Raw genomic sequence first — 14,794 nt, forward strand, 5'->3', positions numbered from 1 at the left:
CACCGGGTGGGTACGCGGGGCCCGGCGCCGTGGGGGAGGCAGCCGGGCCCCGCGTGGTCTGCGACCGGGTCAGCAGAGGACCTGGATCTTGCGCCCGATGCCGTTCTTGAACTTCTCCAGCGCCGCGGCGTAGTCGGCCAGCGGCACCCGGTCGGAGATGAACACCTCGGGGTCGAGCACGCCGGTGGCGAACAGGTCGGCGGCGCGCTCGTAGGAGTGCAGCACCGCCATCGAGCCGGTGATGGTGATCTCCTGGTTGTAGATCTTGTACGGCTCGATGGTCACCCTGGCGGAGTAGTCCGAGACGCCGAACTGCAGGAAGGTGCCGCCGGGGGCGACCCGGTCGATGCCGTCCTGGATGGCCTTGGCGTTGCCGGTGGCGTCGATGACCAGGTCCCAGCCGCGCGGGGCCTCGATCTCGTCGGCCGAGCGGGCGGTGTTGGTGACGCCGAGCTGCACGGCGGTCTTGAGCCGCTCGTCGTTGAGGTCGACCACGTCGATCGACGCCGCGCCGGTGAGCTTGGCCAGCTGGAGCATCATCAGGCCCATGGTGCCCGAGCCGTAGATCAGCACCCGGGTGGCCATCTTCGCGCGCAGCACGTCGTAGCCGCGCACCGCGCACGACAGCGGCTCGATCAGCGCCGCGTCCTCGGTGCGCACGTGGTCGGGGAGCACGACGCAGTTGGCGACCGGCGCCACGGCGTACTCCGCGGCCCCGCCCGGCTTGGACACCCCGATGGCGTTCCAGCGCTCGCAGAGGTTGTTGTGCCCGTTGCGGCACATCCGGCACTCGAAGCAGTACAGCGACGGGTCCACCGCGACCCGGTCGCCCACCTTGACCTCGGTGACGTCCTTGCCCACCTCGGCGACGACCCCCGCGAACTCGTGCCCGGGCACGATCGGCAGCGTCGGGGCGAACTCGCCCTGCAGGATGTGCAGGTCGGTGCCGCACAGGCCGCAGGCGGCGACGTCGACCACCACGTCCCGGGGGCCCGGGGTGGGGTCGGGCACCTCGGTGACCTCGACCGACCCGATCCCGGTGATGACAGCGGCCTTCATTTCACAGCTCCCAGCGACAGGCCCTGGACCAGCTTGTCCTGGGCGGCGAACCCGGCGATGAGCACGGGCAGGGACACGACCACCGCGGCGGCGCACAGCTTGGCCAGGAACAGGCCCTGGCTGGTGACGAACCCGGTCAGGTAGACCGGCGCGGTGCCCGCCACGACCCCGGTGAGCACCCGGGCGAACAGCAGCTCGTTCCAGCTGAAGATGAAGCAGATCAGCGCGGTGGCGGCGATGCCGGGCAGCGCGATCGGGGCCACCACCCGGCGCAGGGTGACCAGCAGCCCGGCGCCGTCGATGGCCGCGGCCTCCAGGATCTCCTTGGGCACCTCGGCCAGGAACGAGCGCATCAGCCACACCGCGATCGGCAGGTTCATCGAGGTGTAGAGCAGGGTCAGGAACGAGATGTTGTCGAGCATCCCGGAGTACTGGGCGACCAGGTAGATCGGCAGCATCGCGGCCACGACCGGCATCATCTTGGTGGACAGGAAGAAGAACAGGACATCGGTCCACTTCTCCACCGGCTTGATGCTCAGCGCGTAGGCGGCCGGGATGGCCAGCAGCAGCACCAGCACCGTCGAGCCCACGCTCGCGCTCAGCGAGTTGATCAGCGGCGGCCACGGCTCGGAGTCGAAGAACGTCGCGTAGGACTCGGTGGTCAGCGGCGCGAGCAGCGACGGCGGGTTGGTCGCGGCGTTGGGCTCGCTGTGGAAGGAGGTCAGCACCATCCACAGCACCGGGGCGAAGAACAGCAGCGCGCAGATCCAGGCGATCGCCCCCCACGGCCGCCACGCCTTCTTCGTCGAGTTGACCCGGACCTCCCGGCGCCCCGGGGCGTCGACCGTCGCGGTGCTCATCGGCCCTCCTCCGCCTTGAACAGCGACGACACCGTGCGCAGCGCGAACGTCGCGATGATGATCGACCCGATGACCACCACGACCCCGGCCGCGGAGGCCTGGCCGTAGTCGTGGGCCTGGTAGAAGGTGTTGTAGATCTCGTACGGCAGGTTGGCGGTGCCCTGCCCGCCGCCGGTGATGGTGAACACCGCGTCGAAGTTCTGCACGATGTAGATCGAGCCCAGCAGCGCGCCCAGTTCGAGGTACTGGCGCATGTGCGGGAAGGTCAGGTAGCGGAAGACCTGCCAGGCCGAGGCGCCGTCGAGGTTCGCGGCCTCGACCACGTCCATCGGCCGCGACTGCAGGCCCGCGAGCAGGATCAGCATCATGAACGGCGTCCACTGCCACACCAGCGAGACCACCACGGCGGTCAGCGGCATCTCGCTGATCCACTCCGGCTGCGGGGCGTCGGTGCCGAACAGCCAGTTCAGCGCGCCGTTGAGCAGGCCGTAGTCGGGGTTGAACAGCGCGTGCTTCCACAGCAGCGCGGCGGCGATCGGCACCACCAGGAACGGCGCGATGAGCATCGTGCGCACCAGGCCGCGGCCGACGAACTTCTGGTCGAGCAGCAGCGCCAGGCCCAGGCCCAGCAGCAGGCTGATCACCACGACCAGCACGGTCAGCCAGACGGTCGTGAGCACCGAGTCGCGCAGCTCGGCGTCGGTGAACACCGCCGCGTAGTTGTCGAACCCGGCGAAGCCGCGGTCGTCGGGGTAGTTGGTGTTCCAGCGCAGGGTGGAGATGATCAGCGTCGCCACGAACGGCAGCTGGGTGACGACGATGGTGAAGACCAGCGCGGGCAGCAGCGGCGCCCGGCGCGCCCAGCGGGCGGCCCGGCCCAGGCCGGGCCCGGGCTTCCCGGCGGTGCGCGGACCGCTGCGGGTGGGCGGTGGTGCGGTGTCGAGCGCCATGGTGGCCCCCTCTCCCGGGCCGTGTGGGACGCCCGGGGTTGGTGCGGGAGCGGGGGCCCGCCGGTGGGCGGGCCCCCGCCGCTGGCTACTTGTTGCGGTACTTCTCGGCGACCTTCTCCGCCAGGCCCTGGCTGGAGCTGAGCGCGTCGTCGACCGACGAGCCGCCCGCGATCGCGGCGCTGATCTTCTGCGAGACCTGGGTGCCCAGGTCGGTGAACTCGGGGATGCCGACGAACTGGATGCCCGGCGCCGGGCGCTTCTGCACGCCGGGGTCGTTGGGCTTGGCGCCCTTGATGGCCTCCTCGACCGACTTGGCGAACGAGCCGCCCTTGGCCAGGTACTCGGGGTTGGCGTAGGTGGAGGTGCGCTTGCCGTCGGGGACCTTGGCCCAGCCCTCGGTGGTGCCGACCAGCTCCTCGTAGCCCTTGCCCGAGGCCCAGGAGATGAACTTCCAGGCCGCGTCCTGCTTCTTCGACGCCTTCTGCACGCCGAAGGCCCAGGTGTAGAGCCACTGCGAGGCGTCGGTCTTGACCACCGGGGCCTGGGCGTAGGCGAGCTTGCCCTTGACCGGGGAGTTGTCGGCCTCCAGCTGGCCCGCCGCCGAGGTGGCGTCGTACCACATGGCGACCTTGCCCTGGGTCATGGCGTTGAGGCACTCGGCGAAACCGGCCTGCGCCGCGCCGGGCTCACCGTGCGCGCGGACGAGGTTGACGTAGAAGTTCGTGGCCTCCTTGAACTCCGGGGAGTTCAGCTGGGCCTGCCAGTCCTCGGTGAACCAGGTGCCGCCGAAGGTGTTGACCACGGTGGTCAGCGGGGCCATCAGCTCGCCCCAGCCGGGCAGGCCGCGCAGGCAGATGCCCTTCATGCCCGGCTGCGCGCCGTCGACCTGGGCGGCGATGTCGGCCACCTGCTGCCAAGTCGGCTTCTCCGGCATCTGCAGGCCCTTGGCCTCCAGCACGTCCTTGCGGTACATCAGCATCGACGCCTCGCCGTAGAACGGCTCGGCGTAGACCTTGCCGTCCTCGGCCTTGAGCGACTCCGCGATCGGCGGCAGGATGTCGGCCTGGTCGAAGCCCGCGTCCTTGGCGATGAAGTCGTCCAGCGGGGCCAGCCACTGGTTCTTGGCGTAGATCGGCGTCTCGTAGTTGGAGATGGTGGCCACGTCGTACTGGCCCGCCTGGGACGAGAAGTCCTGGCTGATCTTGTCGCGGACGTCGTTCTCCGGCAGCACCGTGAAGTTGACCGTGATGCCGGTCTGCTTGGTGAAGTTGTCCGCGGTCAGCTTCTGCAGGTCCACCATCTGCGGGTTGTTGACCATCAGGACGTTGATCGACTGGGCGTCGTCGGACGACCCGCCGCCCCCGGCGCCGCTGCACGCGGCCGCTGTGAGACCCGCCGCCGCCAGCGCGGCGGCGATCCGCAGGTGAGACCTCATCGTCTTCCCTTTCGCTCCGGCCGCGGACGGCCGTCCTACACCGCGACCACGCCCTGTCGGGGTGGCCCGGATGCCGTGTGGGGTTGTGCTCGTGCTGGTGCCGCGGCTACGTCCGCAGCACCCGGGGGCCGAGGGCGGCGTAGCGGTGCGCCTCGGCGGCGGGCAGCGCGGAGTCGGTCACGATCGTCTCGAAGTCGGGCACGGCGGCGAACCGGCTGAAGCTGGCGACGCCGAACTTGGTGTGCACGCCGACGAACACCCGCCTGCGCGCGACCTTGACCGCCTGCGCCTTCACCGCGCCGACGACCGGGTCCGGGGTGGTCAGCCCGTGCTCGCGGGAGATGCCGTTGGCCCCGATGAAGGCCAGGTCGATCACCATGTCCGCGAGCATCGCCACCGCCCAGTGCTCGACGGTGGCCAGCGTGCGCCCGCGCACCCGGCCGCCGAGCATGAGCACCGTGATCAGCGGTGAGGTGGACAGGCTGGCCGCGGTCGGCAGGCTGGCGGTGACCACCGTGAGCGGGCGGTCGGTCGGCAGCGCCTCGGCGACCAGCTGGGGGGTGAAGCCCTCGTCGATGAAGACCGTCTCGGCGTCGTCGACGCGCTCGGCGGCGGCCTGGGCGATCCGCCGCTTCTCCGCGACCTTGGACGAGGCCCGGGAGGCCAGGCCGGTCTCGAAGCCCGCGGACTCGACCGGGAGCGCGCCACCGTGGGTCCGGCGGACCAGGCCGTGCTCGTGCAGCAGCCGCAGGTCCCGGCGCACCGTCTCCGGCGCGACGGAGAACTCCGCCGCCATGTCCATCACGTCGACGCGCCCGTCCGTGCGCGCCCGCGCCAGGATCCGCCGCTTGCGCTCCTCCGCCTGCACCGCGACGCACCTCCCCGCACCGGGATGGACCACCGGGTGACCGCTCGGACACCTGGGCGCCCGATCGGGCACCCGTTATGAGTAGCACCGTCCCCACGCCCGAACAACCCGGGAAGCACCCGGTGGCGGACCCGAGTCATGCCCGTTTCACCCGGTGGACGAGGCGGTGGCCAGCGGTTTCGGCGCGAGTGACGGGTGCCACACGCCCGAACGGGGGCGCCCGGGTGCCCGTTCGCCCCGGACCGGGCCCACCTCGGGCGGGCCCGTTCGAGGCGGGTCAACCCCCCGGATCGACTGAACCTCAATTCCACATCAAGCCCGGTTGCGCCGCCGCCTCGGGGTCAGGTGCACGCAGAGTGATCACGAATGCGCCGGGGGTGTGCCCGCGCGTGTGAACCGCGCGCGCGGAGAGCACGCACCGGTGCCCGATCGCGCGCGGGGTGAGCGGAATGGGCGCTCGGGGTCGTTGATCTTGGCCAATTCCGCGCCCGGGACCAATGCACGTCTCGTTTCGACGGCGCTCGCACCGGGTAAGGGCGCCCGGCGGGTCGCGGGCATTAGCGCGGCGCGGGCGGGCCGGGGGCGAATCCCGACCGGGAAACCACGCCCGCGAAACCGCGACCACCGGGTTCGGCACCCGCCCCACAACGCCCGAACGGCCGCTCCGGGAGTCCCGGGCGGCCGTTCGGCGGGGCGCTGCGGTGGTCTCAGCCGGAGAACGCCGTCTTTTTCGAGCCCTTGCCCTTGGGCTTGGCCGCGTGGGCCTCCTCGAACGCCTCGACCACGGCCGAGGGGATGCGGCCGCGCTCGGAGATGTCGTGGCCGTTCTGCCGGGCCCAGTCGCGGATGGCCTTGGTCTGCTCCTTGGAGCGGCCCTCGCCCGCGCCCCTGGTCTGCGCCGGTGCGGCGCCGCGCTTGACGCGGCCACCGGTGCGCCGGGCCGCCTCGATGTACTCGGCCAGCTCCGAGCGCAGGCGGTTCGCGTTCTCCTCGTTCAGGTCGATCTCGTAGCGGACGCCGTCGAGGGCGAACTCGACGCTGGTGATGTCGTCGCCGGTGGAGCCGTCCAGGTCGTCGAACAGCTGGACAATAGTCTTCTGAGCCATGGGGGCACCTCAGGGTCAGCGCGGTTGTAGCGTGTGGACCGGAAGTTAGCAGCAAGAACCATTCCCCGGCAAAGCCGACCCACCGCAAAAGCCCGATCCGCATCCACCGGACCCGCGCCCCGGCGGATTTCACCCGACTCCGCGACCACCGACCGGGTAAGGGCGCGTCCCGGCGTTGTGCGCGTCACCCGGGTCGACAGGTCCTCGCTTTACCGGGGTTTCACCGAGTGGGTGCCGGGTGAATCGACCGGAGGATTACCGGCGTGCATTCGGCGGAAAGCACCGCGCCCGGGTCGCAGGTGGGCAGCGGGCGCCTGCGCGGGCGCTGACCCGCCGGACATGGGCAGGCCCCGGGGCCGGAGCCCCGGGGCCTGCGGTGCGCGGGTCGCGTCAGTCCTGGCGGATGTCCGCCAGGGTGTTCCAGAACAGCAGTTCGTAGCGCTGGAGGAGGCGGCCGTAGCCGAGCGAGCGCTCCTCGGTCCAGCCCGCGTCGATGGCCTCCTGGAGGGCCTGGACGTACTTGGCCTCCAGTTCCGGAACGGGGGTGGCGAAGAAGTCGAAGAAGGCGGTGGCGGTCTCGTCGAAGCCGTAGTGCTCCCGCAGGCCCCGGGAAACGGTCCCGCAGTACTTCCCCCACGCGGCGAAGTTGCCGAGGATCGCCAGGAGGGCGTCGCGGGGGTTGCCGTTGAGCGCGAGCCACGCGAGGTAGGACGGATATGCCTGGCACCCCGCCTGCGGCTCGTAGGGGGCGTCGACGTCGAGGCCCGCGGCCCTGGCGAAGTCGTGCAGGAGCGGCAGGGTGACCCCCTCCCCCGCCGACAGGGACGAGAAGACGTCGCGGGCGGTGGGGTCGACCGCCTGGGCGGCGAGGGTCAGGAAGCTGCGCCAGTCGCTCGGGACGATGCGCAGCTCCTCGGCGGCGAGCGCGCGCAGGGCGGCCAGGGGGGCCGTGCCGCTCGCCACCGCGGGCACGAAGCGGTTCTCGTGCTCCCCCGGCATCAGGTCCCGCTGCGCCCGCTCCAGCAGTTCGGCCGCCGATCGCGCCATGACCCCGTCTCCCCTCGTGACCCAGACCACCTGTGCGCCGCCCAGCGTAGATCATCAGGCGGCGGTACCCCACCACAGGACCCCGACCAGCGGTACTAGCCCATTGGTGGTCTGAACCAAAAAGATTGGTCTAGACCTTGACGGGGGCGGCGCGGACCCGCTTCAGTGACCTGGAGCGCTCACCAGACCACCTTCGGCGCCGCCACCCGGGGCGGCCGAGAGGACGGAGCGACCCGTGCCCAAGACACCCAGCACCCTGCGGACCCGCCTGCTCGCCACCGCCGCCGCGCTCGTCGCGGCCGCGGGGCTGGCCACCGCCGGGGCGGGCACCGCCGCGGCGGCCGCCTGCGCCGCGCCCTGGTCGGCGGGCTCGGTCTACGTGGGGGGCGGCACCGCCTCGCACGCGGGCCACAACTGGACCGCGAAGTGGTGGACGCAGGGCGAGACGCCCGGTTCGTCCGACGTGTGGTCCGACGCGGGGACCTGCGGGGGCGGCGAGCAGCCGCCGACCGACCCCGGGTCGTTCGTGGTGAGCGAGGCCCAGTTCAACCAGATGTTCCCGGGCCGCAGCTCCTTCTACACCTACCAGGGCCTGGTCAACGCCCTCGGCGCCTACCCCGGCTTCGCGGGCACCGGCGACGACACCACCAGGAAGCGCGAGGCCGCGGCGTTCCTCGCCAACGTCAACCACGAGACCGGCGGCCTGGTCTACGTCGTGGAGCAGAACCAGGCCAACTACCCGCACTACTGCGACACCACCCAGCCCTACGGCTGCCCCGCGGGCCAGGCCGCGTACTACGGCCGCGGTCCGATCCAAATTTCTTGGAACTTCAATTACCGCGCAGCGGGCGACGCGCTGGGCATCGACCTGCTGGGCAACCCCTACCTGGTCGAGCGGGACGCGGCCGTGGCCTGGAAGACCGGCCTCTGGTACTGAAACACCCAGAACGGCCCGGGCACGATGACCCCGCACAACGCCATGGTCACCGGGGCGGGCTTCGGCGAGACCATCCGCAGCATCAACGGCTCGCTGGAGTGCGGCGGCGGCAACCCCGGCCAGGTGCAGAGCCGGGTCGACGCCTACCAGCGCTTCACCGCGCTGCTCGGGACGACCCCGGGGAACAACCTGTACTGCTGACCCCGTGCCGCTGACGGTAATGCCGACAACGCGGCTCAGGCCGACAACGCGGCCGGGCGTGTGACGACCGGCGCATGACGTTTCCGTCACGGGGCCCGCGGCGACACCGCCGCGGGCCCCGTCCGCTCCCCCGACTCCGACCAGGACATTGTGCGAGTCCTTTGTGGAGTGATCGACTCCAGGAGCGGGTTTCGGGGGTTCGACCGCGGGGAACAATGCTGGTATCAAGGGAAGCACAGCCTTGGACCCCCCGGGAGGAGTCGATCATGGCGGTCTTCGACAGCGCGTGGCGCGGCTACCACCGGGGGCAGGTGGAGCGGGCGGTGGCCGAGCTGCGCGCCACCGCGACCGCCGCCGACACCGCGGCCCGCTCGATGGCCGCGGAGCTGGCGGCGCTGCGCGAGGAGAACCAGCTGCTGCGCGGTCGGCTGGCCCGCATCCGCCGGGCCCCGCTGTCGGCCGAGTCGCTGACCGAGCGGCTGGCCGGGATGGTCGAGGTCGCCCGCGAGGAGGCCGAGGACCTGCGCGCCAAGGCCGCCGCCGAGGCCGCCGACCTGCGCTCCCAGCTGGCCCGCGAGCGCGCCGAGACCACCGCCGAGCTGGCCGCGCTGCGCGCGCGGACCACCGAGGAGGTCACCGCCGAGCGGGAGCGGCTGACCGCCGAGCGCACCGCCGCCACCGCCGCGCTGTCCGCCGAGCGGGACCGGGTCACCGCCGAGCTGGCCGAGGCCAAGGCCGCGGCGGTGGCCGAGGTGCGGTCGCTGCGCCACGGCCTCGACCGCGAGCTGGCGGCCAAGCGCACCCGGGTGGAGGCCGAGCTGGGCAGGCTGCGCGAGCGCACCGAGGCCGAGCTGGCCGAGCACGTCGAGCGCACCAGGGCCGAGCTGGCCGACGAGCTGGCCCGCGAGCGCGCCGAACTGGCCGCTGAGCTGGCCGAACGCCGGGCCGCGGGCGAGCGCGAGGCGGCCGAGCGCACCACCGCGACCGAGCAGCACGCCGAGCGGGTGCTCACCGCGGCGCGCACGCAGCTGGCGCAGCTCGTGGCGCGCAAGCGGGAGGTCCACGAGCAGCTGTCGGCGAGCCTGGCGCTGATCCGCGAGGCGGGCCTGGACCTGGTGGCCGAGCCGGTGCCGACCCCCGTGGTCACCATCACCCAGGACTCCCCGCGCGGCCCGATCACCACCCGCCCCGCCGCGCCCGCGCGCGCCGAGGACGACGACCCGGACCGCACGATCCCCCGCATGCCGGTGCCCGTCGGCGTCTAGGGCTGGTCCGATCGACCCGCCACCCACCCCCTCGTCCCCGCCCGGCACCGTCCCCGGCCTGGCACCGTCCGCGTCCGGCACCGTTCCCGGCCTGGCACCGTCCCCGCCCGGCACCTTCGCTGGATTGGCACCGTCGGCACCCGGCGTCGTCCCCGGCCTCGCACCGTCGGCACCTGACACAGTCCCCGGCCTGGCACCGCTTCCGCTCGGTACCGTTCCCGGCTCGGTACCCGTGGGTCCTGTGCCGTGCCTGGGGCGACTCCGCCGAACGGGGGCGGGCAGGTGGGTGGTTCGAGCGGTGGTGGGCCGGGTACGCCCTCGACCTCCGGACACCAGGCGAGGAGGACGCACCACCATGACCGAGGCGCTCGACACCGAGGACCTGTGGGCCGAGTTCCACCGGGTCGTCAACATGACGTCCAGGGAGCTGTCGGACTGGCTGCGCACCAGCGCGGCCGGTGAGCGGACCGAGGAACTGCCCGACCACTCCGGCACACCCACCGGGCGGGAGGTGCTCCAGGTGCTCGGCAAGCGCCGGGGCGACCTGACCGACCGCGACGAGCAGGTCATGTGCAAGGTCGTGCAGCGCGTGCACGAGCAGCGCAGGGACGACCTGGAACCGGTTGCGGGCCAGGACCACTGGCGGCACCGGCTGATGGACATCGGGCACGACCCGCTCAAACCGGCCTGATCCCGCGCTCCAGGCTCCACCCACCCACCCACACCCGCTCCGGCGACCCCGCGCCACCCCGGGGTCGCCGGAGCGGGTGGTTCGTCGGATACTGACGGTTCTCGCACGGGTCCCACACCCGATGCGGCATGATCGTTGCCTGCCGACACCGCGCGGGGGCCGGGCGGGCCACCCGCGACACGACATCGTCCGGGGTGATGGAGACGGAGAACGGCGCGGGCGACCGGGTGGTACCCGGTCCTGAGCACGGCACCGACGGCGTGGGCGGTGCCTGGCTCGTGTACCTGCTGACGGGTCTCGCGCTGGTCGTCGCGTACTACTTCATCCCGGAGACCGCGGCCGCCGCGCCGCTGCGCGTGGTGCTCTACTGCGCGCTGAGCGGGTCGGCCGCGGTGGCGGCCTGCTGGGGCGCGGCGCGCACCCGCCCGGGCAACCGGCTGCCGTGGGTGCTCATCGGGGCCAGCCAGGTCGTCTACTTCACCGCCGACTCGGTGTTCTACATCGGGCACTACCTGGTCGGCGTCACCGCGTTCCCGAGCTGGCCGGACCTGTTCTACCTGGGCCACTACCCGTTCGCCGTGCTCGGCGTGCTGCTGCTCATCCGCCGCCGGGCCCCCGGTCGCGACCTGCCCGGCGTGCTCGACGCGGCCACCCTGGGCGTGGTCGCGGCGATGCTGTCGTGGGTGTACCTGATCGGCCCGCAGAGCCGCCGGGGCGCGCCGGTGCCCGCCGAGCTGGCCTCGGTCGCCTACCCGGTGATGGACCTGGCGCTGCTGACGGTGGCGCTCGGGCTGCTGCTGGGCTCGGGTGCCCGACCCAGGGCGTTCTTCCTGCTGGTGTCGTGGCTGGCGCTGATCCTGAGCGCGGACACGATCTACATCGCCCAGCAGGTGCGGGGGGTCTACGAGGCGGGCAACTTCCTCGACGCGATCTGGCTCTGCGGCAACCTCGCGCTCGGCGCCGCCGCCCTGCACCCCACCGTGGACCAGGTCAGCGACACCTCCCCGATGCGCGAGGGGCCGTTGAACCCGGTGCGCATCGCGGTGCTGTCCGGGGTGGCGCTGCTCGCCCCGCTGGTGCTGATGGTGCAGTACTACACCGGGGACGTGCGCGACGTGCCGGTGGTGGCCGGGGCGTGCGCCGCGCTGTTCCTGCTCACCATCACCCGGCTGGCCCTGCTGGTGTCCGACCAGCGCCGGTTGGCGATCACCGACGTGCTCACCGGACTGCACACCCGCCGGTTCTTCGAGGCGCAGCTGCCGCTGGAGATGGCCAGGGCGCGCCGCTCGGGCGGGTCGGTGGCGGTGCTCATCATCGACGTCGACCACTTCAAGTCGATCAACGACCGGTACGGGCACCCGGCGGGCGACCGGGTGCTGGTGGAGATCGCCGCCCGGCTGCGCTCGACGGTGCGCAGCGGCGAGGTGCTGGCCCGCCACGGCGGCGAGGAGTTCGCGCTCATCGTGCCCGGCGCCGACGCCGAGACCCTGCCCGCGCTGGCCGACCGGCTGCGCGAGCAGGTGGCCAGCGCGCCGGTGGTGGTCACCCCGCAGCGCTGGGTGGCGGTGACGGTGTCGATCGGCACCGCCCGCTTCCCCACCCACGGCACCAACCCGGCGGACCTGGTGGCCATCGCCGACCGCGCCCTCTACAGCGCCAAGGCCGCGGGCCGCGACCGGGTGGTGGTGGCCAGCGACACCACCACCGCCGCGGCGGTGGAGGCCGGGGAGCGGCCGGACCCGGCGGGCGCGGAGTACCTGCACCGGGTGGCCGACGCGGTCGACGACCTGCTCGACGACCACGGGCACAGCCGGGCGGTGGCCCGCTGGGCGCGGATGCTGGCCACCGAGTTCGGCTACGACGCCGACCTGGTGCGGCGGGCGGAGCTGGCCGGGCGGCTGCACGACGTGGGCAAGATCCTGCTGCCGCGCGCGGTGCTGGTGAAGCCGGGCGAGCTGGACGAGGCGGAGTGGGCGCTGGTGCGCATGCACCCCGAGCACGGCTTCCGGATGACCGCGCTGCTGCCGGGGCACCTGGGCGTGGCGCACGTCATCCGCCAGCACCACGAGCGCTGGGACGGCCGCGGCTACCCCGACCGGCTCGCGGGCCGCGACATCCGGGTGGAGGCGCGGATCGTGGCGGTGTGCGACTCCTGGGCGGCGATGCGCTCGCAGCGGCCGTACCAGCCCGCGATGCCGGTGGAGCAGGCCCGCGAGGAGGTGCACGCCGCGCGCGGCACCCAGTTCGACCCGGACGTCGCCGACGCCTTCCTGGAGCTGCACCAGCGCGGCGCCATCGCCGACGTGCACCTGGTGCACCGCGGCCCGAGCTGACCCCGGGCCGGGCGCCACCCGGAATCGGCGGCATATCGGGATATCCCCGCTATCTGGCGTTCGCCGTCACGCGCACCGACCCGGTCGGACACCGCGGGTGATGTGGTGCGCGGCGCACCTGTCCCGCGCACCCCGGACCGATTACCCTCGTTGGGGACAGCGAGGCCGGTGGCGGCGGGCGGAGCCGTCACGTCCTCAGTGGACGGGCGGCCGGGCACCCGGACGACGTGGTCCACACTGGACGAACAGTTCGAGGCCCACTCGGGTCGCGGCCGGGCCGGAGGACACGTGGCGCAAGTGGGAAACCAGCGCTCGATAGGGGTCGCGGGCGGCGACGCCGCGGCGGAGTACCCAGTACGATCGGGACACCATGGCTAAGGACGGGACCCGGGGTCAGACCAGGCAGCACAGCGGGGGCGGCGACCCGGCGCGCAGCCTGTCCCTGCTGTGGCGGGACCCGCGCACGCCCGCCAGGACCGGGCGGCGCGAGCTGAGCGTCGAGCGCATCGTCACCGCGGCCATCGAGGTCGCCGACCGCGAGGGCGTGGTGGCGCTGTCCATGCGCCGCGTGGCCGACGCGCTCGGCGTGGGCACCATGTCGCTCTACACCTACGTCCCCGGCAAGGCCGAGCTGGTCGACCTCATGCTCGACACCGTCTACGCCGAGACCGACAAGCCCGAGCAGGTCCCCGGCGGCTGGCGGGCGCGGCTGGAGCAGGTGGCCAGGGAGAACTGGGCGCTGTTCCACCGGCACCCGTGGATGCTCCAACTGGGCGTGAGCAGGCCGCCGCTGGGCCCGAACGTGCTCGCCAAGTACGACTACGAGCTGCACGCGTTCGCGGGCACCGGGTTGCGCGAGGTCGAGATGGACACGGTGCTGAACCTGGTCGTCGGGCACGCGGAGAACACCGCCCGGCGCTCGGTGGACGCCCGCGCCGCGCAGCGCGACCCCGGGGTGACCGACGAGCAGTGGTGGCAGTCGACCGGGCAGGCCGCGGGCTCGCTGGTGGACTTCTCCCGCTTCCCGCTGGCGGCCTCGGTGGCCGAGGCGGTCGGCGCCGCCTACGGCACCTCCTACGACGCCGCGCACAACTTCGACGCGGGCCTGGCGCGCATCCTCGACGGCGTCGCCGTCCTGGTCGCCCAGCGCCAGGCCGAGGGCAGCGGCGGCGCGTAACCCTCCACACCGGACGTTCCGCCGGGAGCGGACGCGTTCCGCCCTCGGCGCACACCCCTCGACCCCGCTCCCCCGCCCGGCCACGCTGGGGCCATGGGCGCACTGGGGTTCAGCGGGGACGTCGTCGAGCACTACCACCGGTACCGCCGCGGTTACCCACCAGCGCTGGTGGACGCGGCGGTGGCGGCGTTCGGCCTCACCCCCGACGACACCGGCGTCGACCTCGGGTGCGGCACCGGTCAGCTGACCGAGCCGCTGGCGGGCAGGCTTGGGGTCGTGGTGGGGGTCGACCCAGAGCCGGACATGCTCGCCGCCGCCCGCGGCCGCGGGCTGGCCAACGCGCTGTGGGTGCGCGGCAGCGACGCCGACGTGCCGCTGCTCGCCGCCGCGCTGCGCGCCCCGGGGGTGGTGACCATCGCCCAAGCGCTGCACTGGATGGACCACGACCGCCTCTTCCCGGCGCTGCGCGGCTGGCTGCGCCCCGGCGGCGGTGTGGTCGTGGTGTCCAACGGCACGCCGCTGTGGTTGCAGGACACCGACTGGTCGCGCGCGCTGCGCGGGTTCCTCTCCGCCTGGCTGGGCAGCCCGCTCGACGCCCGCTGCGGCACGGACGCGGCGACCCGCGGGCGCTACGCGGCGTCGCTGCGCCGCCACGGGTTCGCCGTGGCGCGCCAGGACTTCGACCACAAGGCGCCGCTGAGCACCGAGCAGGTCGTCGGCGGGGTGCTCTCGGCGCTGCCCGCCGATCGGCTGCCCCGGGACCGGGTGGGCTTCGCAGCGCGGGTCGCCGCGGTCGTCGGCGGTGGCCCGTTCACCGAACGCGTGCCGGTCCCGGCGCTGTTCGCCCGCGCGGGCTAACGTGGCG

The 14,794-nt window shown here is 72.9% G+C and carries 12 protein-coding genes and 1 pseudogene; 6 read left to right on the forward strand and 7 right to left on the reverse strand.

Annotated features, from left to right (window positions below):
* Window positions 1–69: 69 nt before the first annotated feature.
* The 7 genes from BJP25_RS17625 to BJP25_RS17655 form a co-directional block, all read right to left on the reverse strand.
* Entirely contained in the window at window positions 70–1,059 is a 990-nt protein-coding gene (locus BJP25_RS17625) for a zinc-dependent alcohol dehydrogenase family protein (protein ID WP_075976043.1), read from the reverse strand.
* Window positions 1,056–1,919: a carbohydrate ABC transporter permease gene (locus BJP25_RS17630; protein ID WP_084794126.1), complete on the reverse strand. Its 864-nt coding sequence runs from the start codon at window positions 1,917–1,919 to the stop codon at window positions 1,056–1,058. The genes BJP25_RS17625 and BJP25_RS17630 overlap by 4 nt, the downstream gene beginning before the upstream one ends.
* Window positions 1,916–2,869 carry a carbohydrate ABC transporter permease gene (locus BJP25_RS17635; protein WP_075976044.1) on the reverse strand — a complete coding sequence of 318 codons (954 nt, stop codon included), beginning with the start codon at window positions 2,867–2,869 and terminating at the stop codon, window positions 1,916–1,918. Before BJP25_RS17635 ends, BJP25_RS17630 begins: the two co-directional genes overlap by 4 nt.
* Before the next feature lie 85 nt (window positions 2,870–2,954).
* Window positions 2,955–4,304, reverse strand: coding sequence for an ABC transporter substrate-binding protein (locus BJP25_RS17640; protein ID WP_075976045.1), 1,350 nt, complete (start codon window positions 4,302–4,304; stop codon window positions 2,955–2,957).
* Window positions 4,305–4,410: 106 nt separating this feature from the next.
* On the reverse strand, window positions 4,411–5,172 hold the full coding sequence (locus BJP25_RS17645) for a DeoR/GlpR family DNA-binding transcription regulator (protein WP_075976046.1): 762 nt from the start codon (window positions 5,170–5,172) through the stop codon (window positions 4,411–4,413).
* 707 nt (window positions 5,173–5,879) lie between these two features.
* Window positions 5,880–6,278: a histone-like nucleoid-structuring protein Lsr2 gene (locus tag BJP25_RS17650; RefSeq protein ID WP_075976047.1), complete on the reverse strand. Its 399-nt coding sequence runs from the start codon at window positions 6,276–6,278 to the stop codon at window positions 5,880–5,882.
* 390 nt (window positions 6,279–6,668) lie between these two features.
* Window positions 6,669–7,325 (reverse strand): thiaminase II/PqqC family protein, encoded by a 657-nt coding sequence (locus tag BJP25_RS17655; RefSeq protein ID WP_075976048.1) that lies wholly within the window; start codon window positions 7,323–7,325, stop codon window positions 6,669–6,671.
* 307 nt (window positions 7,326–7,632) lie between these two features.
* On the opposite strand from BJP25_RS17655, the pseudogene BJP25_RS17660 reads away from it, so the two are divergent.
* From BJP25_RS17660 to BJP25_RS17685, 6 genes and pseudogenes are all read left to right on the forward strand, one after another.
* Window positions 7,633–8,463 (forward strand): annotated as a pseudogene (locus BJP25_RS17660) (glycoside hydrolase family 19 protein).
* Between the two features lie 266 nt (window positions 8,464–8,729).
* Window positions 8,730–9,728: a coiled-coil domain-containing protein gene (locus BJP25_RS17665; RefSeq protein ID WP_075976049.1), complete on the forward strand. Its 999-nt coding sequence runs from the start codon at window positions 8,730–8,732 to the stop codon at window positions 9,726–9,728.
* Between the two features lie 355 nt (window positions 9,729–10,083).
* Window positions 10,084–10,419 (forward strand): DUF3140 domain-containing protein, encoded by a 336-nt coding sequence (locus BJP25_RS17670; RefSeq protein ID WP_075976050.1) that lies wholly within the window; start codon window positions 10,084–10,086, stop codon window positions 10,417–10,419.
* A gap of 197 nt (window positions 10,420–10,616) precedes the next feature.
* Window positions 10,617–12,752 (forward strand): bifunctional diguanylate cyclase/phosphohydrolase, encoded by a 2,136-nt coding sequence (locus tag BJP25_RS17675; RefSeq protein ID WP_084794127.1) that lies wholly within the window; start codon window positions 10,617–10,619, stop codon window positions 12,750–12,752.
* Between the two features lie 370 nt (window positions 12,753–13,122).
* Window positions 13,123–13,929 (forward strand): TetR/AcrR family transcriptional regulator, encoded by an 807-nt coding sequence (locus tag BJP25_RS17680; RefSeq protein ID WP_075976051.1) that lies wholly within the window; start codon window positions 13,123–13,125, stop codon window positions 13,927–13,929.
* 93 nt (window positions 13,930–14,022) lie between these two features.
* A complete protein-coding gene (locus tag BJP25_RS17685; protein WP_075976052.1) occupies window positions 14,023–14,787 on the forward strand; it encodes a class I SAM-dependent methyltransferase in 765 nt (254 codons plus the stop codon).
* The last annotated feature ends 7 nt before the right edge of the window (window positions 14,788–14,794 follow it).

Origin of the sequence: Actinokineospora bangkokensis, assembly GCF_001940455.1 — a bacterium.
Taxonomy (GTDB): domain Bacteria; phylum Actinomycetota; class Actinomycetes; order Mycobacteriales; family Pseudonocardiaceae; genus Actinokineospora; species Actinokineospora bangkokensis.

Bases quoted from the DNA above. Each gene is read 5' to 3' on its own strand.
- BJP25_RS17625 (WP_075976043.1), bottom strand. From the start codon at position 1,059: ATGAAGGCCGCTGTCATCACCGGGATCGGGTCGGTCGAGGTCACCGAG.
- BJP25_RS17630 (WP_084794126.1), bottom strand. From the start codon at position 1,919: ATGAGCACCGCGACGGTCGACGCCCCGGGGCGCCGGGAGGTCCGGGTC.
- BJP25_RS17635 (WP_075976044.1), bottom strand. From the start codon at position 2,869: ATGGCGCTCGACACCGCACCACCGCCCACCCGCAGCGGTCCGCGCACC.
- BJP25_RS17640 (WP_075976045.1), bottom strand. From the start codon at position 4,304: ATGAGGTCTCACCTGCGGATCGCCGCCGCGCTGGCGGCGGCGGGTCTC.
- BJP25_RS17650 (WP_075976047.1), bottom strand. From the start codon at position 6,278: ATGGCTCAGAAGACTATTGTCCAGCTGTTCGACGACCTGGACGGCTCC.
- BJP25_RS17655 (WP_075976048.1), bottom strand. From the start codon at position 7,325: ATGGCGCGATCGGCGGCCGAACTGCTGGAGCGGGCGCAGCGGGACCTG.
- BJP25_RS17665 (WP_075976049.1), top strand. From the start codon at position 8,730: ATGGCGGTCTTCGACAGCGCGTGGCGCGGCTACCACCGGGGGCAGGTG.
- BJP25_RS17670 (WP_075976050.1), top strand. From the start codon at position 10,084: ATGACCGAGGCGCTCGACACCGAGGACCTGTGGGCCGAGTTCCACCGG.
- BJP25_RS17675 (WP_084794127.1), top strand. From the start codon at position 10,617: ATGGAGACGGAGAACGGCGCGGGCGACCGGGTGGTACCCGGTCCTGAG.
- BJP25_RS17680 (WP_075976051.1), top strand. From the start codon at position 13,123: ATGGCTAAGGACGGGACCCGGGGTCAGACCAGGCAGCACAGCGGGGGC.
- BJP25_RS17685 (WP_075976052.1), top strand. From the start codon at position 14,023: ATGGGCGCACTGGGGTTCAGCGGGGACGTCGTCGAGCACTACCACCGG.